Annotated in this window: 22 protein-coding genes; 3 read left to right on the top strand and 19 right to left on the bottom strand. The window is 69.0% G+C overall.

Translation table 11 applies throughout. The features are described from left to right. Window positions 1-32: 32 nt before the first annotated feature. The 4 genes from OXN85_06685 to OXN85_06670 all read right to left on the bottom strand — a co-directional run bounded on the left by OXN85_06685 (window position 33) and on the right by OXN85_06670 (window position 3,065). Window positions 33-440, bottom strand: a complete 408-nt coding sequence (locus OXN85_06685) for a PIN domain-containing protein (GenBank protein MCY3599639.1) — start codon at window positions 438-440, stop codon at window positions 33-35. Between the two features lie 21 nt (window positions 441-461). After that, a complete protein-coding gene (locus OXN85_06680) occupies window positions 462-671 on the bottom strand; it encodes a type II toxin-antitoxin system VapB family antitoxin (protein ID MCY3599638.1) in 210 nt (69 codons plus the stop codon). Between the two features lie 76 nt (window positions 672-747). Continuing rightward, window positions 748-2,595, bottom strand: a complete 1,848-nt coding sequence (locus tag OXN85_06675) for an amidohydrolase (protein MCY3599637.1) — start codon at window positions 2,593-2,595, stop codon at window positions 748-750. Beyond that, entirely contained in the window at window positions 2,592-3,065 is a 474-nt protein-coding gene (locus OXN85_06670; GenBank protein MCY3599636.1) for a lipocalin-like domain-containing protein, read from the bottom strand. Before OXN85_06670 ends, OXN85_06675 begins: the two co-directional genes overlap by 4 nt. Before the next feature lie 346 nt (window positions 3,066-3,411). Here OXN85_06670 and OXN85_06665 point away from each other — a divergent pair, with 346 nt between their 5' ends. Further along, window positions 3,412-4,911, top strand: coding sequence for an Nramp family divalent metal transporter (locus OXN85_06665; protein ID MCY3599635.1), 1,500 nt, complete (start codon window positions 3,412-3,414; stop codon window positions 4,909-4,911). A gap of 37 nt (window positions 4,912-4,948) precedes the next feature. On the opposite strand, the gene OXN85_06660 is transcribed toward OXN85_06665, so the two are convergent. Then, window positions 4,949-5,695, bottom strand: a complete 747-nt coding sequence (locus OXN85_06660) for an ion transporter (GenBank protein ID MCY3599634.1) — start codon at window positions 5,693-5,695, stop codon at window positions 4,949-4,951. Window positions 5,696-5,761: 66 nt separating this feature from the next. Further along, window positions 5,762-6,196 carry a VOC family protein gene (locus tag OXN85_06655; GenBank protein MCY3599633.1) on the bottom strand — a complete coding sequence of 145 codons (435 nt, stop codon included), beginning with the start codon at window positions 6,194-6,196 and terminating at the stop codon, window positions 5,762-5,764. 220 nt (window positions 6,197-6,416) lie between these two features. Here OXN85_06655 and OXN85_06650 point away from each other — a divergent pair, with 220 nt between their 5' ends. Both OXN85_06650 and OXN85_06645 read left to right on the top strand, forming a co-directional pair. Further along, window positions 6,417-8,501: a hydantoinase/oxoprolinase family protein gene (locus OXN85_06650; GenBank protein ID MCY3599632.1), complete on the top strand. Its 2,085-nt coding sequence runs from the start codon at window positions 6,417-6,419 to the stop codon at window positions 8,499-8,501. Continuing rightward, entirely contained in the window at window positions 8,498-10,255 is a 1,758-nt protein-coding gene (locus OXN85_06645; protein ID MCY3599631.1) for a hydantoinase B/oxoprolinase family protein, read from the top strand. The genes OXN85_06650 and OXN85_06645 overlap by 4 nt, the downstream gene beginning before the upstream one ends. Window positions 10,256-10,261: 6 nt before the next feature. On the opposite strand, the gene OXN85_06640 is transcribed toward OXN85_06645, so the two are convergent. The 13 genes from OXN85_06640 to OXN85_06580 all read right to left on the bottom strand — a co-directional run bounded on the left by OXN85_06640 (window position 10,262) and on the right by OXN85_06580 (window position 26,218). Beyond that, window positions 10,262-11,836: a D-aminoacylase gene (locus OXN85_06640; protein ID MCY3599630.1), complete on the bottom strand. Its 1,575-nt coding sequence runs from the start codon at window positions 11,834-11,836 to the stop codon at window positions 10,262-10,264. A gap of 24 nt (window positions 11,837-11,860) precedes the next feature. Then, window positions 11,861-12,841 carry a 2-dehydropantoate 2-reductase gene (locus OXN85_06635; protein MCY3599629.1) on the bottom strand — a complete coding sequence of 327 codons (981 nt, stop codon included), beginning with the start codon at window positions 12,839-12,841 and terminating at the stop codon, window positions 11,861-11,863. Between the two features lie 52 nt (window positions 12,842-12,893). Then, a complete protein-coding gene (locus tag OXN85_06630) occupies window positions 12,894-14,423 on the bottom strand; it encodes an acyl--CoA ligase (protein MCY3599628.1) in 1,530 nt (509 codons plus the stop codon). 73 nt (window positions 14,424-14,496) lie between these two features. Next, a complete protein-coding gene (locus tag OXN85_06625) occupies window positions 14,497-16,302 on the bottom strand; it encodes an ankyrin repeat domain-containing protein (GenBank protein ID MCY3599627.1) in 1,806 nt (601 codons plus the stop codon). Next, a complete protein-coding gene (locus OXN85_06620; GenBank protein ID MCY3599626.1) occupies window positions 16,302-17,693 on the bottom strand; it encodes a DUF1552 domain-containing protein in 1,392 nt (463 codons plus the stop codon). Before OXN85_06620 ends, OXN85_06625 begins: the two co-directional genes overlap by 1 nt. Next, window positions 17,693-20,230 carry a DUF1592 domain-containing protein gene (locus OXN85_06615; GenBank protein ID MCY3599625.1) on the bottom strand — a complete coding sequence of 846 codons (2,538 nt, stop codon included), beginning with the start codon at window positions 20,228-20,230 and terminating at the stop codon, window positions 17,693-17,695. Before OXN85_06615 ends, OXN85_06620 begins: the two co-directional genes overlap by 1 nt. A gap of 114 nt (window positions 20,231-20,344) precedes the next feature. Beyond that, window positions 20,345-21,454, bottom strand: a complete 1,110-nt coding sequence (locus tag OXN85_06610; protein ID MCY3599624.1) for a hypothetical protein — start codon at window positions 21,452-21,454, stop codon at window positions 20,345-20,347. A gap of 220 nt (window positions 21,455-21,674) precedes the next feature. Continuing rightward, window positions 21,675-22,418: a hypothetical protein gene (locus OXN85_06605; GenBank protein ID MCY3599623.1), complete on the bottom strand. Its 744-nt coding sequence runs from the start codon at window positions 22,416-22,418 to the stop codon at window positions 21,675-21,677. Continuing rightward, window positions 22,411-23,139, bottom strand: a complete 729-nt coding sequence (locus OXN85_06600; protein ID MCY3599622.1) for a hypothetical protein — start codon at window positions 23,137-23,139, stop codon at window positions 22,411-22,413. Before OXN85_06600 ends, OXN85_06605 begins: the two co-directional genes overlap by 8 nt. Window positions 23,140-23,151: 12 nt before the next feature. Next, window positions 23,152-23,799: a hypothetical protein gene (locus OXN85_06595; protein ID MCY3599621.1), complete on the bottom strand. Its 648-nt coding sequence runs from the start codon at window positions 23,797-23,799 to the stop codon at window positions 23,152-23,154. Continuing rightward, window positions 23,792-24,133 (bottom strand): helix-turn-helix transcriptional regulator, encoded by a 342-nt coding sequence (locus OXN85_06590; GenBank protein MCY3599620.1) that lies wholly within the window; start codon window positions 24,131-24,133, stop codon window positions 23,792-23,794. The genes OXN85_06595 and OXN85_06590 overlap by 8 nt, the downstream gene beginning before the upstream one ends. A gap of 128 nt (window positions 24,134-24,261) precedes the next feature. Further along, window positions 24,262-25,359, bottom strand: coding sequence for a hypothetical protein (locus tag OXN85_06585; protein ID MCY3599619.1), 1,098 nt, complete (start codon window positions 25,357-25,359; stop codon window positions 24,262-24,264). A 163-nt stretch (window positions 25,360-25,522) separates the two neighbouring features. After that, window positions 25,523-26,218 carry a hypothetical protein gene (locus OXN85_06580; protein ID MCY3599618.1) on the bottom strand — a complete coding sequence of 232 codons (696 nt, stop codon included), beginning with the start codon at window positions 26,216-26,218 and terminating at the stop codon, window positions 25,523-25,525. Between the last annotated feature and the right edge of the window lie 60 nt (window positions 26,219-26,278).

Raw genomic sequence — 26,278 nt, 5'->3', positions numbered from 1 at the left:
GCGGCCTCAAGCAGCGTCTGCCAAAGCGCCTGCTAGAGGGAACCCCGTGGGGCAACCCATTCGGTAACCTGGCCCGTGACGGCCGCGATCGTGTCGAAATCCGCATCGTAGTGGAGGACGGTCAGGTGGGAGGCTTCGGCTGCGGCGGCAATGATGAGGTCGGCGATCGGCACCCGGTGCTGCGCCCGGCGGGCGAGCAGTCCCTGCACTGCGATGGCCCGCTGAAAGATCGCTTCCGTGAGTGGAACGTGACGGTACGCCAGCGCACGCCGGGCCCGCGCTCGCGCGTGCTCCTCGCCATTACGGGTGGAGTAGAGCACCTCCAGGTCGATGATGGCGCAGGTCGCCGCCTGGCCCGTTTCGATGACCGGCGTGAGCCGTGCGTGGACCCGGGGATGCGCCATGCGTGCCAGCGCGCTCTTGTCGATGAGGTAGGCCACTCGCGTTCGACCCGGGCTGGTTCAGGAACGCCAGGCGCCGGCCATGACCTTCTCGTTCGACAGTTCGAGCCCATCCATCGTCGCCAGGGCCTCGATCTCCTGGCGTCGCGCCTCCCGACGCAGGACTTCGCGCAAGGCGGAGTCGATCGTCTCCTTGATGGAGGACGTCCCAAGGAGGGCCCGAACCTGTTCGATGAGCCCGTCGTCGATTTCCACGCTGGTTTTTCTCATTCGGCCTCTCCCTGGTCGCCGTCCTAGATATACAATCTATGGACGAAAGTATATCTGACTCAAGAGTGGCGAGATATCACCCGCGTTCATGGACGATGCGGCCGCCGACGATCGTGTACAGGGCCTCGGCCTCGAGCAGCCGCGCCGGATCGTTCCGGCCGGCCTCGATCAGGTCCACGTCGAACACGGCGATGTCCGCCAGCTTGCCGGGCGTCAGCGTGCCCTTGATGTCCTCCTCGAACGATGCCCAGGCCGGGTTCCGGGTGTAGGCCTCGATCGCCTCCTCGATCGTGAGCCGCTGATCCGGGAACCAGCCCTCGGCCGGCTCGCCGCTCAGCGTCTGCCGGCTCACCGCCGCGTACAGTCCGTACCTCGGGTGGAGGAAGTAGCGGGCCGCGTTCGTCCCGGGACTGTCGCTCCCGAACACGAGCACCGCCCCCGCGTCCTTGAGCGACCGGAATGCGTAGGCGCCGCGGGATCTTCCGCCGATCCTCTCCTCCATCCACCGCATGTCGTCCGAGATGTGAAACGGGTTCACCTCCGCCACGAGGTTGAGTTCGCCGAAACGGTGGAAGTCCGCCTCCTCCACCACCTGTGCGTGGATCATCCGCCACCTGTGATCCGTTTCGATCATGTCGTGCTCGCTCAACACGGCCTCAAACAGGTCGAGCAGGATCTTCACCGCCTTGTCGCCGATGGCGTGGATGTGGGGCGGGAGGCCGGTGGGCACCGCCTCCTGCATGAGCCGCTGGAGGTTCCCGGTCGGGAACTCGGCGTAGTTCTGGTCGCGGGTCAGGGAGAGGGCGAGGCCGTCGACGCCCTCGGGAAGCATGATCTGGCGCACGATCCCGAAGTTGCCGGGCGCGTGGTCGTACTGCTCGTAGAACATCGCGCTGGAGCCGCCCATGATCCCGTCGACCCAGGCCTTGTAGCCGATGAAGCGGAGCCAGTCGTCGCCGAAGCCGCGGGTGATCCCGAGCCCGCCGGTGTGGGTCACGTTGTCGAGCGAGGGGCGGATGTTGATGCGGGCGGTCAGCTCGCCGCGGGCGTGCAGTTCCTGGTAGGCGCGGAACTGCTCGGAGGTGGTGATGTCCTGGATCGTGGTGACGCCACCCTCGCGGGCCTCCTGGAGCACGGCGCGGACCTCGGTGAGGCGCTGCTCGAACGACTTGGGCGTGATGGCGGCCCGGACGAGGTTGACGGCGGAGCCGGTGAGGATGCCCGTGACCCGGCCGTCCTCGTCCTTTGCGATCATGCCCCCCGGCGGCGACGGCGTGGCGTCCGTGATGCCCGCCATGTCGAGCGCGAGGCTGTTCGCGAGGTAGACGAAACGGTCGAAGCGGTTCACGAGGACGGGGTGATTCGCGGTCACGTCGTCGATGAGGTCGCGGTGCGGCGTGAACGGCCCGCCGGCACTCTCAGCGCCGCCCTCCGCAGCGCCGGCCTCCGCAGCGCCGCCCTCCGCAGCGCCGTCCTCGCCTTCGCGGCCGGTCGATCCCACCTCCCACTCCTCGTAGGCGCCCCAGTCGCCGCGCGTGATCCAGCTGCCCGGCGCCAGGCGCTCGGCCGCGCGCGCGATCTCCTCGCGGAAGCCCTCCGGTTCGTGCACCTCGAGCAGGTTCACGCCCACGATCAGCGCCCCGGTGCTCTCGACGTGGACATGACCGTCGTTGAATCCGGGCGACACGAAGGCGCCAGCCAGGTCGATGACGCGCGTGTCCGGGCCCACGAACGCCTCGGCCTCCGCGTTCGACCCGACGACGGCGATACGCTCGCCCCGGACCGCGATCGCCTCGGCTGCCGGCCGCGCCTCGTCGAGCGTGTACACGTCTCCGTTGATGAGGACGAGATCCGCCGGTTCGTCCGGACCGCTCCCTCCGCAGGCCGCCGTCAGCGCGCCGACCGCAATCAGCCATTTCTTCATCGTTGTCCTCGAACCCTCTCCCAGACGAGCGTTCCCACGGCGCCTCCGCCGCGCGCGGGGTCCGGTTCGGTGCTCAGAATCAACCGGTCCGGCCCGTTGAAGGTGAACGAGCGCGGCCGGTCCGAGCCGACCCAGCTCGGCAGCAGCGCGCCCTCCACGTGGTGCGTGACGACACCCGCCTCCATGTCGACGCTGTAGTCCCCGTAGTAGGAGAAGAAGCCACCCAGCATCGCGTCGCGCATCTCCTGTCCGGTGACCTCCGCGGCATCGGGGAGTTCCCGCCCCACCTGCATCAGCTGCGCGGACATGCGGCCGTCGGCCGTGTAGGCGATCTGGCCGGCGGGATTCCCGTCGTAGGGCAGCGACACCTCGCCGGCCGCGGTGCGGCTCTCCCACGAGGCGAGCGACCACGCCCCGACGAAGGGGTTGTCCGCTTCGGCGGCGGGTTCCGGGGCACAGCCCGCGGCCAAAGCCAGGGTCAGCGCGCAGCAGACGCCGCGCACAGAGGGGCGCACTGAGGGGCACACTGAGGGATGGGTCGCAGACATTCGCACCTCCGCTTCGCTGGGCCGCGCGTGTCTTCAGCGGTCTGGCAGCCCGTGGCTGCCAGGGACGATAGGTCCAATCCCGGCGCCTTTCCACGGCCGCTTTTCCGCGCAACGTTTTCGGCCACGTTCCCGCGGGAACGTCTTGAGCTTCGCCGGCACTCGGACGCCGACCCTCTCGGCAGGGGGCGATGTCCCTTGTACCTTCCGGGTCCGGCCCAAGAGGCAAGGGCGTGAAGCAGTGGTCCCTGAACGGGGGAGCACGACACCGATGTCCGATCGCGAACCGATGGCCGACGACGGATTGGACCCGGAGGACTTCACCCTCCCGTCGCTCCGGCCGCGCGATCTGCTCGCTCACTTCGGCCCCGGGCTGATCCTCATGATGACGGGGATCGGAACGAGCCACGTCGTGACCGCGCCCACCGCCGGAGGCCGGTTCGCCTATGCCCTCCTCTGGTGCCTGCCCGTCGCCTACGTCTTCAAGTACTACGGGTTCGAGATGGCCTTCCGGTTCACGAACGCCACCGGGAAGAGTCTCCTCGAGGCCTACGCCACGGCACGCTGGAAGTGGCCGCTCTGGTACGTGATGGCGACGACGCTCATCCAGTGCGCCATCGGCCAGGCGGGGCGTCTGATCGCGGCCGCCGCGGTCCTCTACTACCTGTTCAGCGAATACCTGGGCCTTCCCGTCCCGCTCGAAGCGTACGCGGCGCTGCTCGGCGTGCTCTCCGTGGCCATCATCCTCCGGGGCAGTTACAAGGCCGTCGAGAACACGACGAAGGCGCTCGCGGGCGTCCTCGTCCTCTCGTCGGTCGCCGTCTACATCGTCCAGCCGGCGCCGCTAGCCGAGATGGGGAACTTCTTCCTCTTCGAGATCCCCGACGGGTCGTGGCTCGTGATCGCGGGCTTCCTCGGCCTCCTGCCGACCGGCATCGACGTCTCGCTGCAGGCGTCGGAGTGGGGGAAGGCGAAGCGCGCGGGCATGAGCAAGGTCCGGCCCCACCTCGAGGCGTCGGGCGTCGTGCCTCGCTTCGACCCCTTCACCTCGCCCGCCTCCGACCTGGCGGTCGATACGGCGCGGCTCTCCCCGCACGCGCGGGAGTACTGCCGCCGCTGGTTCCGGATCGGGCTGTGGGACTTCCGGACCGGCCACGTCGTCTCCTTCGTGCTCGCGGCGATCTTCGTTCTGCTCGCCGCGGTGTGGCTCTATCCGAGTCCGATCGAGGGACGCGCCGTCATGGGAGAGATCGCGGGCATCTTCACGCTCAGCGTGGGGCCGGGGATGATGATGATCTTCATGCTCGGGGCGCTCGCGGCCACCTATTCCACCGCCTTCAACTACTTCGACGGATGGCCCCGCATCGTCGGCGCCTGCTGCCGGAACCTCTTCCGCACGACGGCGCGCCTGAACGGGATATCGCCGGAGGATCGGGCCGATCCGGAACGGCGGCGGACCTGGAACTCCGAGTACAACATCTACCGGATGACGATGTTCTACTCGCTCATCGCTTCGGTCCTCTACATCACCTTCGACCCGCGGCCCGTATTCCTCGTGCTCGTCGCCTCGGCGCTCGCCTTCTTCGTCGCGCCCGTGATCTACTTCTTCAACCTCTACTTCTGCCTGAAGGTGATCCCCAAGGAGGACGAACTCTTCTACCCGTCGTGGTTCGCGCGCTGGTTCGGAGGGTTGAGCCTGCTGATCTTCACCGGCCTGTGCGGCATTCTTATTTTCGCGCGCGTGTTCAGGATCCCCCTGTTCGGCGCGTAGCCCACCGCTGGCTCACCGCTGGCTCACCGCGCGTAGCTCAACTCTCGGGCTCGTGCCGGCCGGCTCGCCGTTCATCATCCATCGCCCGCGACATGCCGGTTGCGACCAGTCCGGCGGGCACGGCCACGATCCCCATCCCGCAGATCAGAATGATGAAGGTGAAGACTCTGCCCCCCACGGTGACCGGGTAGGCGTCCCCGTATCCCACCGTCGTCAGTGTCACGACTGCCCACCACAGGCTGTGGAACACCGATTCGAACTTTTCCGGCTGGGCCTCGTGTTCGAAGTGATGGATGCCGAGAGCCGCGATGTACAGCAGAACCAGCGTGGCGAAGAGAAACACCATCGCCTCGTTGCGCGCGTACCTCACGGCGGTCGCCAGCCTCGTCACGGCCGTGCTGTATCGCGCGATCTCGAAGAGCCGGAATACGCGGAGCAACCGCAGTCCGCGAACCGCCCGAAGGTCGATTCCGACAGACAGGAGCGAGAGGTAGAACGGAAGAAAAGCGACGAGGTCGACGATGCCGTAGAAGCTGCGGACATAGGACCATTTGTGCTCGGCCGCGACGATCCGCAGCACGTATTCGATCGTGAAGAGAACGACGATCACGATCTCGCAGACGGCGAGCGCCGTCTTCCAAGCGGAGGACAACTGGTGAAGGGTGGAAAGCGACATCGCCAGGAGAGAGGCGATGATGAGGAAGAAGACGCACTTGTCGAACCAGCGGCCGGACCCCGTGTCCGAGCCCTCCACGATATCGCGTATGTTGTCGCGTACGTTCATCGGCAGCTCCGGATTGGGGCTCAGCCTGGTTTGCCACGGCCTGCCAGGTTCGGCATGCCGGGTCCGCTATCCGCGGAGACGCTGCACGAACCACCAGTAGTGCCCCTCGAGGTCCCTGACTTCGTAGCTCCGGTCGGACCAGTAGTCCTCGCCGTAGTCCTGGGTGGCCGGCTCGGTGGTGATCGCAGCCCCGGCTGCGCGCGCCCGCTCGCAGTGCGCGTCCGCGTCATCCACGTAGACCATGAGCGACTGCGTGTTCGCGCCATCGACGCCCCGCGGGGATCGGGGATAGCTCCGGCCCGGCGTGAGTCCTGCCTGTCCGACCATGATGAGGCCGCCGTTCAGCGAGAGCTGGGAATGTACGACCCTTCCCTGCTCGTTCTCGATTCTTTCCTGCACCTCGAACCCGAATGCGTCCGCCAGCCAGTCGATCGCGACTCCGGCGTCATCGTAGAACACCGCCGGAGTGATCCTCGGCCAGCCTTTGGGTGGATCCTTCATGCGCTCCTCCTCGCAGCCCGTGGCAAAGCCCCTCCGCGTTAGAGTGGGACTTGCACATCGTCAAGCTCCCGAATCTGATGCAGTCTGTGGTTCGGGGCGACCGCCCGCGGCACTATTTGACCCCGGAGCGACGTAGAGCGCAGCGTTGCAGGCGAGATGCAGCGCCCCTCGAACGCAGCGGGGTTTGTCACGGCCCGTCATGGCAACGAAAGGCGCACGGATGGGAATCCGCGTTGGCGTGGACGTCGGCGGCACCTTCACCGATGTGGTCCTGCTCGGGGACGACGGACGGATGGTGGCCCGCAAGGTCTCGTCCACGCCGGAGGACTACAGCCGCGGTATCGCCGAGGGCGTGGCGGCCGGGCTCGCCGACTGCGGAGCCACGCCGGGCGATGTCGCTTCGGTGGTCCACGCCACGACCGTCGCCACCAACACCATCCTTGAGCAGAAGGGCGCGAGGACGGGTCTCATCACCACGCGGGGGTTCCGCGACGTGCTCGAGATGAGGCGGTTGCGCATTCCCGTCATGTACGACCTCCAGTACGAGAAGCCCCCGCCGCTCGTGCCTCGACGCCTGCGCCGGGAGGTCGACGAGCGCCTCGGGCCCGATGGGACGGTGCGCCGGGAGCTGGAGTCGGCCAGTCTGGACGCGGCCGTGGCGGAACTGCGGCGCGAGGGGGTGGAAGCGGCGGCGGTGAGCCTGCTCCATGCCTACGCCAACCCGGCCCACGAGCGGCAGGTCGCGGGCCGCCTGCGGGAGGCGTTCCCGAACGGCCTCTATGTCACCTGCTCCTCCGACATCCTGCCGGAGATCCGGGAGTACGAGCGGACGAGCACCGCCGTCGTGAACGCCTACATCGGACCCGTGGTTCAGCGGTACATGGAGACGCTGCTGGACCGGCTGCGGGAGCTGGGTGTCGACTGCCCGGTTCACATCATGCAGTCGAGCGGCGGCGTCATGTCCGTCGAGGCGGCCGGACGCAAACCCGCCTGCATGGTGGAGTCCGGGCCTGCGGCCGGCGTCATGGCCTGCGCCCGCCTCGCCCGCGGCACGGGGCTCGACAACCTGATCTCCTTCGACATGGGCGGCACGACGGCCAAGGCGGCCATGGTGGAAGGCGGCCAGGCGGCCAAAACGACCGAGTTCGAAGTGGGCGGCGGCATCAACCTGTCGAGCAAGCTGATCAAGGGCGGCGGCTATCCGGTCAAGCTCCCCTTCGTGGACGTCTCCGAGATCGGCGCCGGCGGTGGCAGCATCTGCCGGGTCGACGGCGTGGGCCGCACGAGCGTGGGCCCGCAGAGCGCCGGCGCCGTGCCCGGTCCGGTGTGCTACGACCTGGGCGGGGTCGATCCGACGCTCACCGATGCCCTCGTCGCCATCGGCTACCTGAACCCGGATTACCTGGTCGGCGGGAGCCTGCCGCTGAACACGGCGAAGGCGCTCGCCGTCCTGGAGGACAGGGTGGCCCGACCGCTCAACCGCCCCGTGGCGGAGGCCGCTCACGGCGTGCTCGCCCTCGCCTGCGCCACCATGACCCGGGCCGTGAAGGCCGTCACCACCTACCGCGGACGGGACCCGCGCGACTTCGTGCTGGCGGCCTTCGGCGGCAACGGGCCCGTGCTCGGCGTGGAGATCGCCCGCGCCCTGCAGATCCGCCGGGTCCTGGTGCCGCCGGTGCCTGGCGTGTTCAGCGCCCTGGGCCTGCTCTATTCGGACGCCGAACAGGAGTTCATCCAGACGGTCATGATTCGCGCCGAGGGCGCCGATCCGGACACCGTGGCCGCGGCCTTCGACAGCCTGGAGACGGAGGCCCGGGAGGCCATGGTCGCCGACGGCTTCCCCGCCGAAGCAGTGACCGTGGAGCGGCTGGCCGACCTGCGCTACGCGGGGCAGGCCTACGAACTCACGGTTCCCGTTGCCTCCGGGGCGCCGGACCTTCAGGCGATGGCGCGAGCCTTCGATCGGGAACACGAGCGCACTTACGGGCATCCATCGGAGGGCGACCCCGTGGACCTCGTGAACGTGAAGGTGCTGGCCCGCGTGGCCGTGCACGCCGCCGACCCGAACCGCCGCCTCCTTCCTTCACCGCCCACGACGCTTGGCGCGCCGCGCCAGGTCTACTTCGGACCCCTGGACGGCACCCTCGAGACGGCCGTCGTGGCACGCACCGACCTCACGGCGGACTGGCGGGAGGGGCCGTTGATCGTGGAAGAGTACGACGCCACCTGCGTGGTCCCGCCCGGATGCCGGGCACGGCTTGATGCGTTCGGCAACATCGACATCGCCGTGGACGTCCGCCCATGACCCGATCCCCATCCGCGAGCCGGACAGTCGACCCGATCACCTTCGAGGTCGTGCGCAACGCACTCTCGTCGATCGCCGACGAGATGGCCCTCGTGATTCTGAGAAGCGCCTACTCGCCGGTGGTGCGGGATGCCATGGACTACTCCACGGCCGTCTGCGACCGCCAGGGACAGGTCGTCGCCCAGGGGCTGACGCTGGCGGTTCAGCTCGGTTCGTTCCCGGACGTGATGGAGGTGTTGCTGCGCGAATTCCGGGACGACATGGTCCCCGGGGACATCTTCATCTGTAACGACCCCTACGGTTCGGGCGGCCAGCACCTGCCCGATCTCTACGTCATCAAGCCTCTCTTCGTCGACGGCGCGGTGCACGGATACGCGGCGACGATGGCCCACCACAGCGACGTCGGTGGCATTGCGCCGGGGAGCGTCGCCATCCATGCGACGGAGATCTACCAGGAAGGCCTGCGGTTGCCGCTGCTCAAGCTCTACGAGGCGGGGGAACCGGACCGGAAGCTGTTCCGCATCATCGAGAAGAACACCCGCTCCCCGGTCCAGGTGCTGGGCGACCTGCGGGCCCAGCTCGCGGCCTGCCGCATCGCGGAGCGGGGATTCGGCCAGCTTGTCGATCGATACGGCGTGACGGAACTGGAGACCTACCTCGAGGAGCTCCACGATTTCGCCGAAACCCGGATGCGTGCCGAGATCGGGCGCATCCCGGACGGCACCTACCGGTTCGTCGACTGGATCGACGGAGTTGGGGACGAGCCGGAGCGGCTCCCCATCGCCGTCACGGTCACGGTGGACAGGGATGAGATCGCGCTCGACTTCGCCGGCTCGGCCGGTCAGGTCCTGGCCGCGATCAACTGCCCCATGGCCATGGTCCGCTCCGCCGCGTACTGCGCCATCCGCTGCCTGGCCACGGACGACATCCCCAACTGCGAAGGCTACATGCGCCCGATCCGCATGAGCGCGCCGGCGGGCACCATCGTCAACCCGGTGGAGCCCGCGGCGTGCGCCGCCCGCGGCGTGATCGGCTACCGGGTGTTCGACGCGATCATGGGCGCGATCGCCGAGGCCGTGCCGGAACTCGTCATCGCCGGCTGCGAAGGGGGACCGACGCTGTTCTCGGTCGGCGGCCACCACGAGGGGAAACCTTTCGTGCTCACCGAGGTTCTCGTCAGCACCTGGGGCGCCCGGGCCGCGCGAGACGGCGTGGAGGGCATCTCCAACCCCGCGGCCAACCTCTCGAACCAGCCCGTCGAGTTGATCGAGGCGGAACTGCCCCTCGAGGTCACCCGGTACGGACTGGTCCCCGATTCCGGCGGCGCCGGCAAACACCGAGGAGGCCTCGCGTCGGTGCGGGAATTCCGCTTCCTCGCCGAGCGCTCGGAGTTCACGATCCGCACCGACCGGCGCGCCCACCCGCCGTACGGCATCGCCGGCGGCCGCCCGGGCGCACCCTCCGCCAACACGATGATCGACCGCGACGGCGATCACGAAGTGGAGACGATGCCGCTGAAGAGCTTCATCGCGCGCCGAGACGATCTCTTCCGCATGGTGTCCGCGGGGGGCGGCGGCTACGGCGACCCGCGCGAGCGGGACCCGACCGCCGTGTTGGAGGATGTGCGAGAGGAAAAGCTGACCCGCGCAGCCGCCCGTGACGTCTACGGCGTCGTCATCACCGAGGAAGGCGCCCTGGACGTGGCAGCGACCCGAGCGCTCCGCGGCGACCGGGTCTCTGAGGCAGCCCCCTGAGGGAGGCTACGTCCCCTTTCGCAGCACCCTCCCGGCGCGCTCGCCGGTGAGCGTTCCATCGCGAAGCGTAACAGTGCCGTTGACCAGAACGTGGCGCATGCCGGTCGCGATCTGGTTGGGCTCGAAGGTCGTGCCGGTGTCGGCGAACCTCTCCGGGTCGAACACGACCACGTCGGCGCGCATGCCCGGCTTGAGCAGGCCCCGATCCGAGAGCCCGACGATCTCCGCCGGCAGGCCGCTGAGCCGGTGTACGGCCTCTTCGGGCGTGAGTCGGCCGGTGTCCCGGACCATGAAGCGCCAGAACCAGGAGGCCCAGGTGTAGGCGCCCATGAACGAGGCGCCGGCCAAGGGACCGTCCGGGGCGAGCGCCGTGGCGTCCGAGGCCGGCACACAGAGGTCGTGGGCGAAGACCTCCTTCTGCTGATCCTCCGAATAGGCGCGGAGGAGCACCATGGGAGCCTTCTCCGCCCCCACGCTGTCGAGCAGCAGATCACAGGCGGCGTCGAGGGCGGTCGTGCCCCGGCGTCGCGCGATTTCCTCGAAGTCCATGCGCGCCATGTCCGGCCAGACATCGTTGTCCACCAGGTAGATCCGGCCCCAGTCCCCGAGCCCGGTGATGATGGACTTGTGGGCGCCGATCTGCGTCCGGATTTCCGGTGTCCGGAGCCACCTCGCCTGGTCCTCCGGGCTCGCGTTCAACATCCGGGGTGGGAGCATGACGTAGAGGAAGGTCAGGCCGTAGAGGCGGGTGTGCATGTCGAAGGCGATCTCGTCGCCCCCCGCCCTGGCCGCGTCCACCAGGTCGATGCAGCGGTTCGTCTGGTCCGGGCCGCTTCGCGGTGCAAGATGAGAAACCTGGAGTCGGATGCCCGCGTTGCGGGCCGTGCGGATCGCCTCGGCCACCGCTTCGTCAGCGCGGTCCTCGCGCTCGCGGGTGTGAGTGGCGTAGAAACCGCCGCGCTGGGCCGTCACCCGGGCCAGCGCCGTGATCTCCGCCTCCCCGGCACCCTGCTCCGGCGCGTACTCCAAGCCGGTGGAGTAGCCCCAGGCGCCCGCCTCAAGTCCCTCCTCGAGCAGCCGCGTCATGGCGGTGACTTCGGCGCTCGTCGCCGGACGGGCTTCCAGTCCGAGCGTGGCCAGGCGCAGCTGTCCGTTCGGGACGAGTGTCAGAACGTTGACGGCCGGCTTCACCTCCTCAAGCCGCTCCAGGTAGGCGGCGGGGGTGGACCAGTCCAGTGGCAGGCTGCCGTCGAAGCCATAGATGATGCGGCTCGAAAGCTCTCGATCCCTGATCGGGAAGCAGCCGTGGCCGCAGTTGCCGATCACCTCCGTCGTCACCCCCTGGTGGATCGCACTCATCGCCCGCGGGTCCACCAGCAGGGTGTAGTCGGAGTGGCTGTGCACGTCGATGAAGCCGGGCGCCACGACGAGACCGCGGGCGTCCAGCTCGACGGGTGCCTCTGCGTCGACGACGCCCAGGCGATCGATGCGACCTTCGTGGACAGCCACATCCGCCCTCACCCGCGGCGCCCCCGTCCCGTCGAACACGAGTCCTCCACGAATGACCAGATCAGGGCTCATGGCATCGGGCCGTTCCTGGTGACGCTAGCCGGGAGGGTAGGCGCCGGCGGCGCGGGCGCGTTGGCGCACCAAGGCGAGGACCACGTCGATCGTGGGGGTGGGAACGCCGACCATGCGCCCCATCTCCTGGACGGCGGTGACGAGGGCGTCGATCTCCATGGGACGGCCCTTGTCGAGGTCCTGCAGCATCGACGTGCGGTGCGCACCCACGGCCTCGATCCCGTTGATCCGCCGCTCGATGTCGATCGAGAAGCGGGCGCCCAGGGCTTCGGCGACCGCCTGTCCCTCGAGCATCATCGTCTTCGCGACGGCGCGGGTGTCGGGGTCTCGGGCGATCGTGTCCACCGTCCCGTGCGTGAGGGCGCTGATCGGATTGAAGGCGACGTTCCCCCACAGCTTCACCCACATCTCGTTTCGGATCCCCCGCACCGGGGCCCTGAATCCGGCTCCGATCAACGCGCGCGCCAGCCGCCGCACGCGCTCGGTCTTCTCGCCGCCGGGCTCGCCGAGCGTGAACCGGTTGTATTTCAGGTGGCGGATGACGCCGGGCTCCGACACCTCGGTGGCCGCGTACACGACGCAGCCGATCACGCGTTCGGGGCCGATCCCGTCCCACTGCACCCCGCCGGGGTCGAGGCTCTCGAGGCGCCGGTCCCGCCACGGCCCGTCGAGTCGGTAGAAGTACCACCAGGGGAGGCCGTTCGTCGCCGTGACGACGGCCGTGTCGGGCCCGAGCAGGGGCTGCAGCGGTTCCACGATCCAGGGGACGGAGTGTGCCTTGAGCGTGATGATCACGTAATCCTGCGGCCCCACCTCCGCCGGATCGTCCGTGCAACGGGGGTGGGCGACGCGCTCCTCGCCGTCGATCAGCAGGCGCACGCCGTGTTGCTGCATCGCCTTCAGGTGGGGGCCGCGCGCGACGAGCGTGACGTCCCGCCCCGCGAGCGACAGTTGCGCGCCGAGGTATCCCCCGATCGCGCCGGCGCCGTAGATGCAGATCCGCATCAGGGGGCCGCCCGGCTCCTGTGGGCCGTCCGGCTCCTGTGGGCCGCGCGGGTCATGTCAGGCCCAGCTTCTCGGCCATGCCGATGCGCTGAATCTTGCCGGTCGGCCCTTTGGGGATGTCGTCCATGAAGAGGAACTTGCGCGGGACCTTGAAGTCGGCGAGCCGCTCGGCCGCGAACGCCTGAAGCTCGGGAGATGTCGCCTCCATCCCTTTGCGGACCACGACCGCCGCCGCGATTTCCTCGCCCAGCTTCGGGTGCGGCATCGCGAACGCGACGATCTGCCGCACGGCCGGATGATCGAGGATCGCCTCGTCGATCTCGCGCGGCGAGATCTTCTCGCCCCCGCGGTTGATGATCTCCTTCAGGCGACCCGTGATCGTGAGGTAGCCCTCGTCATCCATCACGCCCTGGTCACCCGTCCGGAACCAGCCGTTGGTGAAGGCTTCGGCATTCGCCGCGGGGTTGTTCTCGTATCCGTCGCTGACGTTGGGGCCACGGATCACGATCTCGCCGATGTCGCCCGCCGGCAGGAGCGCACCGGCCTCGTCCATCACCGAGACCTCGGGGCCGGCGGCGATCCCCACGGTTCCCGGCTTGCGCTCCGCGGGGGGGAGCGGGTTGGACGTCATCTGGTGCGCCGCCTCGGTCATCGCGTACGCCTCCACCACCGGGGCGCCGAACGCCTCCTCGAGTTCCGCCATCACCTGCCGCAGGAGGGGGGCGGAAGCCGAGCGGATGAAGCGCATCGGGTTCCGCTCGATCACGTCGCGGTTTCGCGGGGCGCGCGTCAGGATCGCCTGGTGCATGGTGGGGACGGCCGTGTAGAAGGTGGGTCGAGCCTCGTCGAGCCACCCGAAGAAGCGGAGGGCGTTGAAACCGGGAGTGCAGACGATCGACCCTCCGACGCCGAGCGGCGCGAGGACGGCGGCGATCAGCCCGTGGATGTGGAACAGGGGCATCACATTCAGGCATCGGTCGTCGGCCGTGAGCCGCAGGGTGCGCTGAACGTTGACCGCGGAGGCGCACACGTTCCGGTGCGAGAGCGGCACGATCTTCGGTCGGGATGTCGTCCCCGACGTGTGGAGGATGAGCGCGACATCATCCGCTTCGGCCAGGCCGCCCCGAGGGCCGTCGCCGTCCGGCACGGTTCCGGCCGGCGCGAGTTCGAATTCCCCCGCCCGAGCCTCCGGGCCGACGTGCAGCTCCAGCACCGGAATCCCGCGGCTGGCGGCCGCGGCGCGCGCCGGGGAGTCGCTTCCCGCTTCGACGACAAGCGTCTTCGCGCTGAGATCCGAGAGATAGAACTCGTGTTCGGGCTGCCGGTAAGCCGGATTCAGGGGAGCTGCCGTGGCCGCGCACGCGACGGAGACGAAGGCGGAAGCCATCTCGGGTCCGTTCGGGAGCACGATCGCCACGCGGTCGTTGCGGCCGATCCCGAACCCGTTCAGCGCGTTGACGGTGTTCTCGACCTGACGGCGGAGACCGTCGAAGTCCAGTGGCTCGCGGCCGGGGGCGGCGATTGCGGGACTCGCCCCCGAACTGCCGGCGAGCAGTTCCTGGACGGTGACGGGATTTGGCATGGTCAGGTCAGGCCGGCCGGATGTCGGCGGTCTTGGTTGAAGGTTCTCGGCACGGACAGTCGACGCCGCGCGGTCAGCAGGAGACGCAGCGGTGGTTGTTCTTCGCCCCGAGGCTCTCGAGGAGAGCGATCGTCTCCGGGAAGGGCTGCACGCGCTGGACCGGCCCGTTGGCCAGATCGACGGTCGTCTGGCCGTTGCGGGCCACGAGGGTCACGTCGGCGCCCTGTTCCACGAGATAGAGGATCATCTCGTTGTCGCCGCGCGAGGCGGCGTGGTGTGCGGGCGTGTAGCCGTTGTGGTCGCGCGCGTTCACATCGGCGCCGAGTCCCTCGACGAGGAACCTCATCGCCGGAAGCCAGCCCTCCGGTACATGGCGGTGCGAGTTGCCCGCGAAGCCCTGTCCGTAGCCGACGCCGGCCGCCGCGTGAATTGGATGGACCGCCGGACCGCCCACGGGGATCGGGTCGAGACCGGAGTGATCGATGTTGTCTCCGCCTCGGCCGTAGCGCCGCGCCGGAACCTTCGCGGTCGGCGTCGTGGGATCGGCCCCGTACTCGAGGAGCAGCTTCATGGCGTCGATGTCGAGCGCGTGCGCGGCGCGCCAGAAGGGCGTGGCGCCGGTGCGGTCGACGCCCAGCAGGTCGCGGTTGTACGTCGTGAACCAGAGCGACTTCTTCAGCCGCGGGTTCGGGTCAACGCCCGCTTCGAGCAGCGTCCGTATGACGTCGAGGTACGACCACTGCTGCTGGTGCACGTCCGTGGGCTGCGGATGCCGGGCCTTCGGCGCCCAGTGCATGTTGAGCGCCGCGTACAGCGGGGTGGCGCCGGCATCGCTCTGGAGGTTCGGGTCGGCCCCGCGCGCGAAGAGTTCCATCGCGAGGTCGAAGTGCCCGTTGATCATCGCGATGAGCAGCGGGGTCGTGTTGTCCGCGGCGCTCCGCTGGTCGATGTCCGCACCCTTGTCGAGCAGGGCCAGCGTCGCATCGCGGTGGCCCTCGCGGGCCGCGAGCAGCAGCGCGGTCAGCCCGCCGTGCGTGCCGACGAGGTCGGCGTAGTTGCCCAGGCAGCCGGAGCAGGTGGGCTCCTCGGGGTCCTCGAGCCGCACGGCCTGGAGGCCGGGGCCGGGGCCGGCGGTCGGCCTCGGGGCGGCTTCGCGCGCTGACGGGACCGGCGGCTGGCGGCCCGCCCGGAGCGCGGCCACGCGGGCATTGCGTTCGCGGCGGTCGAGCTGGTCCCACGCGTCGCGCGCCACGATGTCGAGCACGTACGCGGTGGCCGAGGGGTCCGCCCCCGCGTCGATGAGGGCGTCCAGCGAGCCGGCCCGGCCCGCCGCCGCGGCGAACATGAGCGGCGTCTGGCCCCACTCGGGCTCCCGGGCGTTCGGATCGGCGCCGTGGCGCACCAGCGCCTCGACCGCACCGGCGGACCCGGCGGCGGCCGCGAAGTGCAGCGGCGTCACGCCGGTCGATGTCGCGGCGTCGGCCTCGGCTCCCGCCGCCAGCAGCGCCTCGACGAGCGGGGCCTGCGCCGCGCGGCTCGCCACGTGGAGCGGCGTGTGCCCGCCCAGCCGCGTGCCCGCCTCGAGATCCGCGCCCGCCTCGATCAGCACCCCGGCCACGTCGGGCCGGCCCTTCATCGCGGCCCAGTGGAGTGCCGTCATGCCGTCGCCCCGCGCGGCGTTCACGTCTTCGCCCGCGGCCAGCAGCGACCGCACGGCGTCCAGATCGCCGCGCATGGCCGCGTCGGCCACCGGAGCATCCGGCCCGCCCAGCCCCACCGGCGACCCGGCCAGGGACCCCACCGGCGACCCGACCGGCGCGGCCGCCCCGAGCGCGAGCAGCGCCGCGGCCGTGAAGACCAGCGATCGCGCGCGCCGCATCAGTCCGCCGTCTCCGCGAACGAGAACGTCCCGGTGCTGTTGCCGAAGCTCGTCATGTCGTCCAACCCGAGCCGGTGCATGAGGCTCAGCATCACGTTCGCCATCGGCGTTCCCGGCGCGGCCCGCAGGTGCAGGTTTCCTTCCATCCGCCCCTGCGCGCCGCCCACCACGAAGAGCGGGCACCGCTTGTGGTTGTGCACGTTCGGATCCCCCATCGGCGACCCGTAGACGATCATCGTCTTGTCGAGCAGGTGCGTGTCCCCCTCCATCGACGCCTTCAGCCGGTCGAGGAAGTACGGGACGAGCCCGACGTGGTAGCGGTTGATCTGCGCGAAGTCCGTGATGTTGTTCTCGTTGTCGCCGTGGTGCGACGCCGGGTGGAAACCCCTGTCGATCCCGCTCTCCGGATAGACCCGCCCGGACGCGTCCCGTCCCATCTTGAACGAGAACACGCGCGTCATGTCCGCCTGGAACGCGAGCGCCTGCAGGTCGAACATCAGCTTCACGTGCTCGTCGAACGAATCGGGCACGCCCGCCGGGGCTTCCGGAAGATCCCGGTTCTCACCGGACTCGTTGCGCGCCACCACGCGCTGGATGCGGCGTTCGATCTCCCGCACGTTCTCGAGGTAGCGGTCCATGCGCTGCCGGTCGGACGGATCGAGCCGTCCCTTGAGGCTCGCGACCTCACCGGTGAGGAAATCGAGGATGCTGGCGCTCGAGCGCTGTCTCGCCTCGCGCGCCTCCGGCGTCCCGCCGGCCCCGAAGAGCTGGTCGAACGCGACCCGCGGATCCCGGATCATCGGAAGCGGCTGCGTCGGCGAAGACCAGCTGATCGTGTCCGTGTACACGCACGCGTACCCGTACGCGCAGCCCCCTGCCTGGTCCACGTTCTCGATGCAGAGCTGCATGGACGGGATCGGCGTGTCCTGCCCGAAGCGGTGCGCGTAGAGCTGGTCCAGCGACGGCCCCACGAAGACGTCCGAACTCTCCGTCTGCTTCGGGTGCGCCTGCGTGAGGAAGGTGGCGCTCGACCGGAAGTGGTCCCCGCCGATCTCCTTCGGCTGCGTGGCTTCGGCCGGCTCGACGTCGGTATCGCTGATGATCGTGAGATAGTCCCGATACGGCTCAAGCGAACTCAGCGCGGTCGGGGACAGATCGAAACCCCGGCCCGTCGTCGCGGGGGACCAGTAGTTCTGCGCCGCCCCGAACCCGCTGCTCCCCGCCGAGCCGTGCACCATCTCGATGCAGACGAGCCGCGTCGGATCCGCGACCTCCCGCGCCCACAGCCGGCCCGCCGGCACCATCGCGTCGAGCAGCGGCAGGGCGACGGTCGCCCCCGCGCCCCGGAGGAACGTCCGGCGAGAGAGGTGTTTCCCTGTGATGAACTCCATCAGTCCTCCTGGGATCCCTGGCTTTCCGCCCCCATGTCGTCGACCACGGCCTCGGTTCCCTTCAGCCGGAACGCCGGGCTGTTGACCACCCCGAGGATGAACGCGGACATGCGATGGTCCTGTTCGGCGGCCTGCCGCGCGATGGACCGCACGGTCGGCATGTCGTAGTACTCGACCCGCCGGCCCAGCGCGTAGGCAAGCAGGTTCTCCGTGAACGCGCGCACGAGCGGCACCGGCCGCGCGAGAAGCGCCGCGCGCAGATCCGCCGCGCTCGTCACCGGCGTGCCGTCGTAGAGTTCGCCCTGCGCCTCGATCGGCCTCCCGCTGTCCTTGATGCGCCGAGCCCCCGTCCCGTCGAAGTACTCCAGCGCGAGACCGATCGGGTCGATCACGCGGTGGCACGAACGGCACGCCGGGCTCGCCCGGTGCATCTCCAGCCGTTCCCGCACCGTGAGCAGACGCCCCTCCTCGGCCTCCGGCGTCGCCTCCAGGTCGGAGACATCCGGCGGAGGCGGAGGCGGAGGCGTCCCCAGCAATACCTCCATCACCCACTTCCCGCGCAGCACCGGCGAGGTCCGGCTCGCGTGCGAGGTAAGGGTGAGGATGCTGCCGTGCCCCAGTACACCACGGCGCTCGGGCTCGGCGATCTCGACTCTGCGGAAATCCGTTCCGGTCACGCCGGGGATGCCGTAGTGCCGCGCCAGCCGCTCGTTCACGAACGTGTAGTCGGCCGTCAGCAGGTCGAGCAGGCTCCGGTCTTCCTGCACGATCGTGTGGAAGAGCAGTTCCGTCTCGCGGTGCATCGCCTCCTTGAGCTGCTGGTCGAAGTCCGGATAGAGGCGGACGTCGGGGTTCATGCCCTCGAGGTCCTGCAGCCGGAACCACTGTCCCGCGAAACGCGTGGCCAGGGCTTCGGCGCGCGGATCGCCCAGCATCCGGCGCACCTGCACGTCGAGCACGGCCGGGTCGGAGAGCCGGCCCTCCGCGGCGGTCTCCAGCAGTTCGTCGTCCGGGCCCGTGGCCCAGAGGAAGAAGGAGAGCCGCGAAGCGAGATCGTAGTCGTCCAGCGCGTACACCCCGTCCGCTTCGCGCGCGGGACGCTCCTCGAAGCGGAACACGAAGTGGGGGCTGGCGAGGATCCCCTCCAGCGCGAGCCGAACTCCCTCCTCGAACCCGCCCGCCTCCGCCCCGGCGCGGTACAGTCTCATGAGCGCGGCGAGGTTGTCGTCCGTCAGCGGCCGGCGGTAGGCCCTCGTCCCCAGCCGCGAGAGGATCGCCTCCGCGCACGAAGCCTCAGCGTCCGGCGCGGAAGGACGGCACGAGAACACGCGCTCGCGGCTCGGCGTGGACGACATCCCCGCCGGAGCGAACGGCCCCGTGACCGCGAGGTCGCGCAGGTGCGGCAGCGTCGTGAACCCGTACGCGTCGGTGATGCTCGTGCTCGCGATCGACCAGTCGTGCGGCGACATCAGGTCCTGCGATGGCCCCTCGAAGGTGCGGATGAAGGCGGCCGCCACGCGGTGCGGCCCCGCCTCGATGAAGACGGGATCGGTGCGGAGGTTCACGCCGTCGGGATCGGAGACGTGCATCCAGCGGTCGATGTCGAGGAGCGCGACGCGCTCGCCATCGATCGATATCTCGATCCGCTCGGGCTCATCGGTCGTATGCAGCGCGCCCTTGCCGTTCCCGAACAGGGCGCCGGTCGTCTCGTGGTGGAAGGAGACGCGGAAGACGTACTCCCCGTCGGCCGGGAAGTTGTGGTCCACCGCGACGCCGCCGCGGCTCCCGTACGGCGTGCCCTCGACGTGCTCCGCCTGCGAGGTCCAGCGCGACACCCGGAACGTCGCCTCGCTCGGCGTCACCTCCGGGTCGCCGATCGCGAGCCGGCTGATCTCGCTCGCCGCGCGCAGATACCCGTCCATCAGCGTCGGGGAGAGCAACTGGACGTCGGCGATGTTGTCGAAGTTCGCGCTCTTCGTGTCGAGCGGCAGGTAGTCGCCCGCGTCGATGTCCAGGTCGAGGAGATCGTAGATCGAGCGCGAGTACTCGGCCCGGTTCAACCGCTGGAAGGTCCGCCGTCCCGGGTTCGGGTTCGCCTCCCAGGCCGCATCGAGCCGCGACTCCAGGACGGCGGCCAGCGTCCGCAGGCTGTCAGGGCTCGGGCGGCGCACGCCAACGGGCGGCATCATGCCGGCCCGCAGCTTCCGCACCATCCGCTCCGCGATCACCGCGTTGTCGGAAGCCGAGGTCACCTCGAAGGTCGCGAGCGACATGCCCCCGCTGACGCGCCGGGGGTTGTGGCAACGCCGGCAGGTCTCCGCCACGACGCCCTGCGCGACTTCGACGGAGAGCGTGTCGACCGCGGGAGCCGGTGTCGGCGCGGCCGGCACTGCCAGCGGCGGCGTGAGCGGCGGCGTGATCGGTTGCGGCCAACTGGCCGGGGGATGCTCGGCACCCCGCGCCCTGCCGGCCTCTTGGCCGACGGCGGGACTCGGGAGAACACCCGCTGCGACCAGCAGCAAGAGCGATGTTCGCATGGCCGAAGCCTCTTCCGTGCAACCGCGTCGCGCCCCGCGGGGCGCAAGGATACACCAACTCGAAAATGTACCATCGACGCAGATCGCCCGGCCAGCCGGATACCGCGGGAGAGATCAGCCGCAACCGGGCGGAAGGGGGAGGGTGGCGACGGCCTCACGTCGGTCAAGCGCATGCACCTGCACGAATTGTCGGCCGAGTTCATCTGTCCGGACGGCTGTGAGCGCCTCCGCCGATATGTCCAGCACGCGAAAGCCTTCGGGCACCTGAACGGTCCCGATCCCCCGGCCGGTTTCCGTGAAGACCCGCCACTCCGGACTGCCCGGGCCACCGGGAAGCTGCCAGGACTGGATCCAGATGTACCCCAGTTCGTCCACGATGAGGTCGTTGGCGAACGGCACCCGCTCCGCCATCCCGACCGCTTCGCCCATCACCTCGATCATCCGGGCCGCCTCCGGGACGACCTCGCCGCCCATTGCGCGTCCCGCGGCCGCGACCGACGCCGCAACCCACCGTTCTCTGTGTTCCGCGCTCACGCGGTCGACCGGGATGTCGAGGCGCAGTTCACCCCGCGGGGTACCCGTTTGGTCGAAGACCCGTACGACGGGTTCGTCGCCGGCGGCGAGCAGGAGGCAGTTGCCCCTGATGGCGCCGAGTGCTCGCGGCGAGAACAACGCACCGCGCATCCCGGACATTCCCTCGACGACGAACTGCGAGCTGAGGCTCCCCGGGACGCGAGCCAGTACCTCGCCGACCGCGCCGTCCTCGTCGAGCCGGTGGAAGCCGACCGTATCCCGGCCCACGCCGCCCCGATCTGCGGCGACCATCCGATCCCCCTCGCGCGCGTACCACCTGCCGTCCGCGAATCGTCCGACTTCGCCGATCCGCCTGCCCGCGCCCGTACGGTTCAGCCTGGTGTCCTCCGACAGCGATCCGTCGAACGTCCATTCCGACAGGCGCTGGTGTTCGCGATCGAAGGCGACAATCCGACCCATTCCGCTCGCCGCGATGCCTGCCAGCCTCCCGAATTCCCCGGGACCATCGCCCGCGCGCCCCATGGTGGCCGTGACCCTCCCATCAACGGCAAGGACGGCGATCATCGCGAGGGTCCGATCCGCTACGGCGATGCTCTCATTCGGCCCCCAGACGACACCGACGACGGCGGAGAACTCGCTGTCCGGCTCTCCCTCCAGCCACCCGTAAGCGCGCTCCGGCTGCGAATTCACAATCCAGCGAGAGGCGACACCCGCAGCGTCCTGGGCACTGGTTTCGCTTGGAATCGTGCTCGATCCCGCAGCCAGCAGAAGAGCGGCCACACGAGGGAAGGTCTTCACTTGAGCGATTCCTCGAGGCGGGTTATGGGCCGGCGTTCGTAGAAAACGGCACGGTGAAACACAGCGTGTCACCGCGAAAGCTGATCTTAACCGATCGAAGTTCCCGTGCCGACTACATCGCCCGCTGGGTCGCCGGTTCCGCCCGTTCGCCAGCGGCCCAGCTTCGGCCGCGGAGCCAGAGCGCGGCGGCTGCGAAGGCGAACGACGCGGACCACAGCCAGTACCCGGCGCCCGGGGTTGAGAACGCGACGGCACCTTCATCGTACGGGAAGGGTGACGGGCTGAAGACGCGGAACATCCCCAGCCCCAGGTTCACGACGCCCATGGCGCCGAGGACCCGCAGGAGCCACCGCCGGGCGGGTCGCCGAGAGCCCAGCAGCGCCGGCAAGGTCATAAGCAACGGCAGATTCGGGAGTAGTACTGCAGCCCCGATCCACACGGCCAGCACCGCGTCCGTCATCCCCATCGTGGTCAGCGCCCACAGCAACTCGTAAGGGCGCTGCGATCCGACGAGGGCCACGAGATCCGGGTGGAGCGCCCCGGAATCAACCCAGGCCAGCCGAGAGATCGGCAGAAAGAACGAGACCGCGAACATCGCCCAGCCGGCCGCCAACACGGGTCGCCACCTTCGCCTTCCGGCCTTCGCAAACTCCTTCGAAAGCGCGGCGGCTTCACCCAGTTCAGCGCACACGGTGTTGAAGGCTCGGGCTGGCGACCGCTCGGGCGTCATCTCGCGTTCCAACTCGAAGCGGGCTCGGAGGTGGTCCTCCAACTCATCGACTTCGCGCGGAGAAAGCGAAGAACTGCGCTCCACCTTCCTGCGCCACTGCGTGACTTCGGCCTCAAGCTCAAACATGATCTGCTCCGGAGTACGGGCCGAACGTTGAAGCCACGCCGTTCGTCGGCCTGGCGGAGGCCCAATTGCGTTTGCGGAGCCAGAGGGCGACGGCGGTGCAGACGAAGGAAGCGGACCACGCCCAGTAGCCGGGACCCAGATACGCGGGTCCGCCGGCGCCATCGGCCATGATGGTTGGAGGCCAGCCGAGGCTGAGAATGCCGAAGCCGAGCGTCCCGACGCCCACGGCTCCAATCAGCAGCCACGGCACCTTCCACCGGCGGGAGCGCCACAGCACCGGCAGGGTCATCAGCATGGGAAGATTGAGGAGCAGCACGACCAGCGGCGGTCCGAGTTCGCCTTCCCGAAAGACGCGGACGAAGAACTCGTATCCGTAGGCTGTAAAGTCCACGACGCCGCCCGACGGGCTGACCACTCCGGAGGTCACCACAGTCGGGAGGAGAAACGAGGCCGCGTACAGCGCCCACGCCGCCCACAGAACGCGCCGCCACCGGGGCCGTCCCGCCCTCGCAAACTCGCTCGATATCGCCTTCGGCTGGCCCAGTCCTTCGCGAGCGATGGCCAGCGCCTCGGCCGGGGCCAAGACCGGGTTCAGGTCCAGTTCGAGGCTGACGCGCGCGCGGAGGTGATCTTCGAGTTCATCCAGTTCACGGGCCGACAGCGACGATCCCCGCTCCAGCTTCGTCCGCCACTTTCGGACTTCCGGGTCCAGTTCAAACACGACTACGCCGACCTAGGCGAGCGTCTTCTTCGGGCGGGCGGGTGCCCAACCGCGGCGGCGGCGCCACAGGGCGACGGAGGCGAGTACGAAGGAGGCGGCCCAGGCCCAATAGCCGGGACGCAACGTGGCCAGCGCACCAGTACCGTCCGAGATAAACGCGGCCGCGCCGAGTCCGAGAGTCGACGCGCCGATGACTCCGAGGATCCCCGCGAGCCAGGTGCCCTTTAGTCGAGGCTTGCGCCAAATGAGAGGCAGCATCAGGAGCATCGGCAGGTTCAGGGGCAGCAGCTCGATGTCGGCAAGCAACTCATACCCGCGCGGTACCCAGGCTTCGAAGCCCCACGACGCCGGAAGTAGTTGCATGTGTAGCACGGGCAGCAGTATCGAAGCCGCGTAGAGGGCCAAGGCACCGGCAAGAAGAGGCTTCCATCGGGGTCGCCCGGCCCGGGCGAACTCCCTGGAGAGCGCCTTCGGCTCACCGAGGTCTCGCCGGGCGATCGCGAAGGCTTCCGTCGGGGCCAGGGCGGCGTCCAACTCCAGTTCCAGGTCGACTCGGGCGCGCAGGTGATCTTCGAGTTCATCCAGTTCGCGAGGCGAGAGCGACGACCTCCGATCCAGTGCGCTCCGCCACCGTCGGACTTCATTCTCGAACTCAAACATGGCTGCCTCCCCAGGACATCTGGAGGGCTCCGTACACGGCCCGCCAACTCTCCCGATCGGTTGAGAGCTGTCGCTTCCCGCGGCCCGTCAACCGGTAGTACTTGCGACGCCGTCCCGCGTCGGTGAGTTGCCAACGGCCCTTGATGAGTCCGTCACGCTCCAGCCGGTGCAGGACGGGGTAGAGCATCCCGTCGGACCACTCGAGTTCACCCCCGGAGAGCAACTGGACCTGCTTGAGGATCTCGTACCCGTACGTCTCACCACCCGCGAGGATGGAGAGCACCATCGGGCGCGATGACGCGGCCACTAACTCCTTGTAGACCGGCTTCTTCATCCGGAGACCCCTGTGCCGGAGACCTGATACCATGAGTTACAATGTACCTTGTACGACAAGGTATGCCGTCGAATGGTTGTACGCAACGATCGCTCGGACGTTCCCGCGGGAACGTCCGGGACTTGCCATCAGCCGGGCGGGAGCGGGATGGACGCCACGGACGGGCGATCGAACTCGTCCCGGGACACACCCCAGATCCGGGAGGGGGTGAAACGAAGCGCGTCGAAGCGGTCGGGGAGTCGCACGTCGCGCGCGGCGCCATCGGGCTCGATGCGCAGCCACACGGGGCCGCCGCTCAGGCCGCCCGCATCGAGATCCATGGGACGCAGCCACATCGTCCCGTCCTCGCTGCAGCGGAAGTCCACGTACCGGGGAAGGTAGCTCGCGAGTTCGCGCGGTGTCCCCTGCACCATATCGGCCATCTGATTCACGAGCCGAAGGCTGTCCTCCGGGGTAAGCCGGGTCGCGACGTCTCCCGTCATCTCGGCCTGCCTGAGCGCGAACACGGCTGCGGCGAGCTGTCGCGGACTGACCTCGGTGAAGGGCACGGGCGGAAGGTCGATGGGATCCACCTCGGCGCCGGATCCGTCGAACCCGCGCAGTTGGTTCCGGACCCGGTCGTGCACGCGCACGAGGCTCTCGCCGCAGGAGGCCCACAACCGGTACCACAGGGGAAAACCGCCGTCGCTCTGGATGAAGTCTCCGGACGGATCCTCCAGGGCGTCGCCGAGCGCCACGAGGGTTCGCGCCCCGCCCGTCTCCGGATCCACGGCGACCAGGTCCGCGCCCAGGAGACCGTAACGGAACTGCAGCACGCCCCCGTCCATCGTCGCGGTCGAGTGGGGCACGACGATCTCGCGGCCGAGCCGTGCGGTCCGCACGGACGAATCCAGCATGCTCATGCCGCTCCGCACGCTGCCTCGGGGAACCGATGTCGACACGAGGGAGAACGCCTCCTGGACGGCACCCGGTTGGGAGATCCGGATCAGCGCGTGGTGCAGGAGGTCGAGAACCCACGCTTCACCCGCCCATCCTCCCGCGACGAAGGCCGAGGGCATCGGAAACTCGTCAGGTCCCCCGCCGGCCGATCCGTGGGCGCCGAGGGATGCGCCATCCGCACCGAATCCCATGAAGTACGGCTCCTGCGAATTCAGCACCCACACGGAGCCGTCGGCCAGCACCTCGAGGTCCCGGACCACCGCGAGGGAGTCGGACGTGCCCAGCACCTCGATGGCCGACGCCGATAGCTCAATCGCGGGGGACGACGGATCGCCATCTGCGTCTGCGCCCCCTGCGTCTGCGCCGTCAGCGCATGCGACGAACGCCGTTCCGGACAGTAATGCCGCAGCGCACCGACACGCCCGGGTGATCGGCCTCAGCCGAGCCAGCTCAAACATACCGTGCTCTCCTTGTCTCCGAGCGGGTGGAGGCCCACGCGCGGCCGCGAAGCAGGAGGGCTGCCGCCACGAGCACATGCGCCGCGGACCATGCCCAGTACCCGAGGCCGAGATAGGGAAGAACCGTGATCTCACCAGCGGTGGTGACGGCTGATCCGTCCAGGAGGCTGGCCACGCCGAATCCGAGGGCCGAGACGCCAAACGCGCCGATGGTCCAGGTGAGCCATCGCACTCTCGACCGCCATGAATACAGGAGGGCCGGCAAGGTCATGGCCATGGCCAGATTGGGGATCAGAGGGAGAATCCATCCGTCCACGATCGCATGGTGCAACCACTCGTGAGCGGGGGCCGACCACGGCACTTCATTGTACGCGATTTGAAGTGCCGCGGGCCCGGCAATCGGCAGAAAAAGCGACACTCCGTACATCGCACATCCCGCCAGCAGGAGATATCGCCACCAAGGCTGACCGGCCCTGGTGAACTCCCTGGCGAGCGCCGCCGGCGCGCCGAGACCCTCGCGAGCGATCACCAGCGCCGGGTAGGGAGTGAGCGCCGGGTTCAGTTCCAACTCCAGGTCGACGCGCGCACGCAGGTGATCCTCGAGTTCGTCCAGTTCGCGGGGTGAGAGAGACGTCCTGCGTTCGAGACGCCTGCGCCAACTCGCGACCCCGGTGTCCAGCTCAAACACGGCTCTTCATTCGAACCCCGATTTCGATGACCCATACCACGAAGTACAATATACCTTGAG

The sequence above is a fragment of the Candidatus Palauibacter australiensis genome, assembly GCA_026705295.1.
Classification (GTDB): Bacteria; Gemmatimonadota; Gemmatimonadetes; order Palauibacterales; family Palauibacteraceae; genus Palauibacter; species Palauibacter australiensis.
Note: the sequence above shows the minus strand (reverse complement) of the source record. Positions and strands in the feature narration are given on the sequence as shown.

What these genes read in the sequence shown, in the direction of transcription:
- OXN85_06680 (MCY3599638.1), bottom strand. Translation starts at nt 671, where the DNA reads ATGAGAAAAACCAGCGTGGAAATCGACGACGGGCTCATCGAACAGGTT.
- OXN85_06675 (MCY3599637.1), bottom strand. Translation starts at nt 2,595, where the DNA reads ATGAAGAAATGGCTGATTGCGGTCGGCGCGCTGACGGCGGCCTGCGGA.
- OXN85_06665 (MCY3599635.1), top strand. Translation starts at nt 3,412, where the DNA reads ATGTCCGATCGCGAACCGATGGCCGACGACGGATTGGACCCGGAGGAC.
- OXN85_06660 (MCY3599634.1), bottom strand. Translation starts at nt 5,695, where the DNA reads ATGAACGTACGCGACAACATACGCGATATCGTGGAGGGCTCGGACACG.
- OXN85_06655 (MCY3599633.1), bottom strand. Translation starts at nt 6,196, where the DNA reads ATGAAGGATCCACCCAAAGGCTGGCCGAGGATCACTCCGGCGGTGTTC.
- OXN85_06650 (MCY3599632.1), top strand. Translation starts at nt 6,417, where the DNA reads ATGGGAATCCGCGTTGGCGTGGACGTCGGCGGCACCTTCACCGATGTG.
- OXN85_06645 (MCY3599631.1), top strand. Translation starts at nt 8,498, where the DNA reads ATGACCCGATCCCCATCCGCGAGCCGGACAGTCGACCCGATCACCTTC.
- OXN85_06640 (MCY3599630.1), bottom strand. Translation starts at nt 11,836, where the DNA reads ATGAGCCCTGATCTGGTCATTCGTGGAGGACTCGTGTTCGACGGGACG.
- OXN85_06635 (MCY3599629.1), bottom strand. Translation starts at nt 12,841, where the DNA reads ATGCGGATCTGCATCTACGGCGCCGGCGCGATCGGGGGATACCTCGGC.
- OXN85_06630 (MCY3599628.1), bottom strand. Translation starts at nt 14,423, where the DNA reads ATGCCAAATCCCGTCACCGTCCAGGAACTGCTCGCCGGCAGTTCGGGG.
- OXN85_06625 (MCY3599627.1), bottom strand. Translation starts at nt 16,302, where the DNA reads ATGCGGCGCGCGCGATCGCTGGTCTTCACGGCCGCGGCGCTGCTCGCG.
- OXN85_06620 (MCY3599626.1), bottom strand. Translation starts at nt 17,693, where the DNA reads ATGGAGTTCATCACAGGGAAACACCTCTCTCGCCGGACGTTCCTCCGG.
- OXN85_06615 (MCY3599625.1), bottom strand. Translation starts at nt 20,230, where the DNA reads ATGCGAACATCGCTCTTGCTGCTGGTCGCAGCGGGTGTTCTCCCGAGT.
- OXN85_06605 (MCY3599623.1), bottom strand. Translation starts at nt 22,418, where the DNA reads ATGTTTGAGCTTGAGGCCGAAGTCACGCAGTGGCGCAGGAAGGTGGAG.
- OXN85_06595 (MCY3599621.1), bottom strand. Translation starts at nt 23,799, where the DNA reads ATGTTTGAGTTCGAGAATGAAGTCCGACGGTGGCGGAGCGCACTGGAT.
- OXN85_06590 (MCY3599620.1), bottom strand. Translation starts at nt 24,133, where the DNA reads ATGAAGAAGCCGGTCTACAAGGAGTTAGTGGCCGCGTCATCGCGCCCG.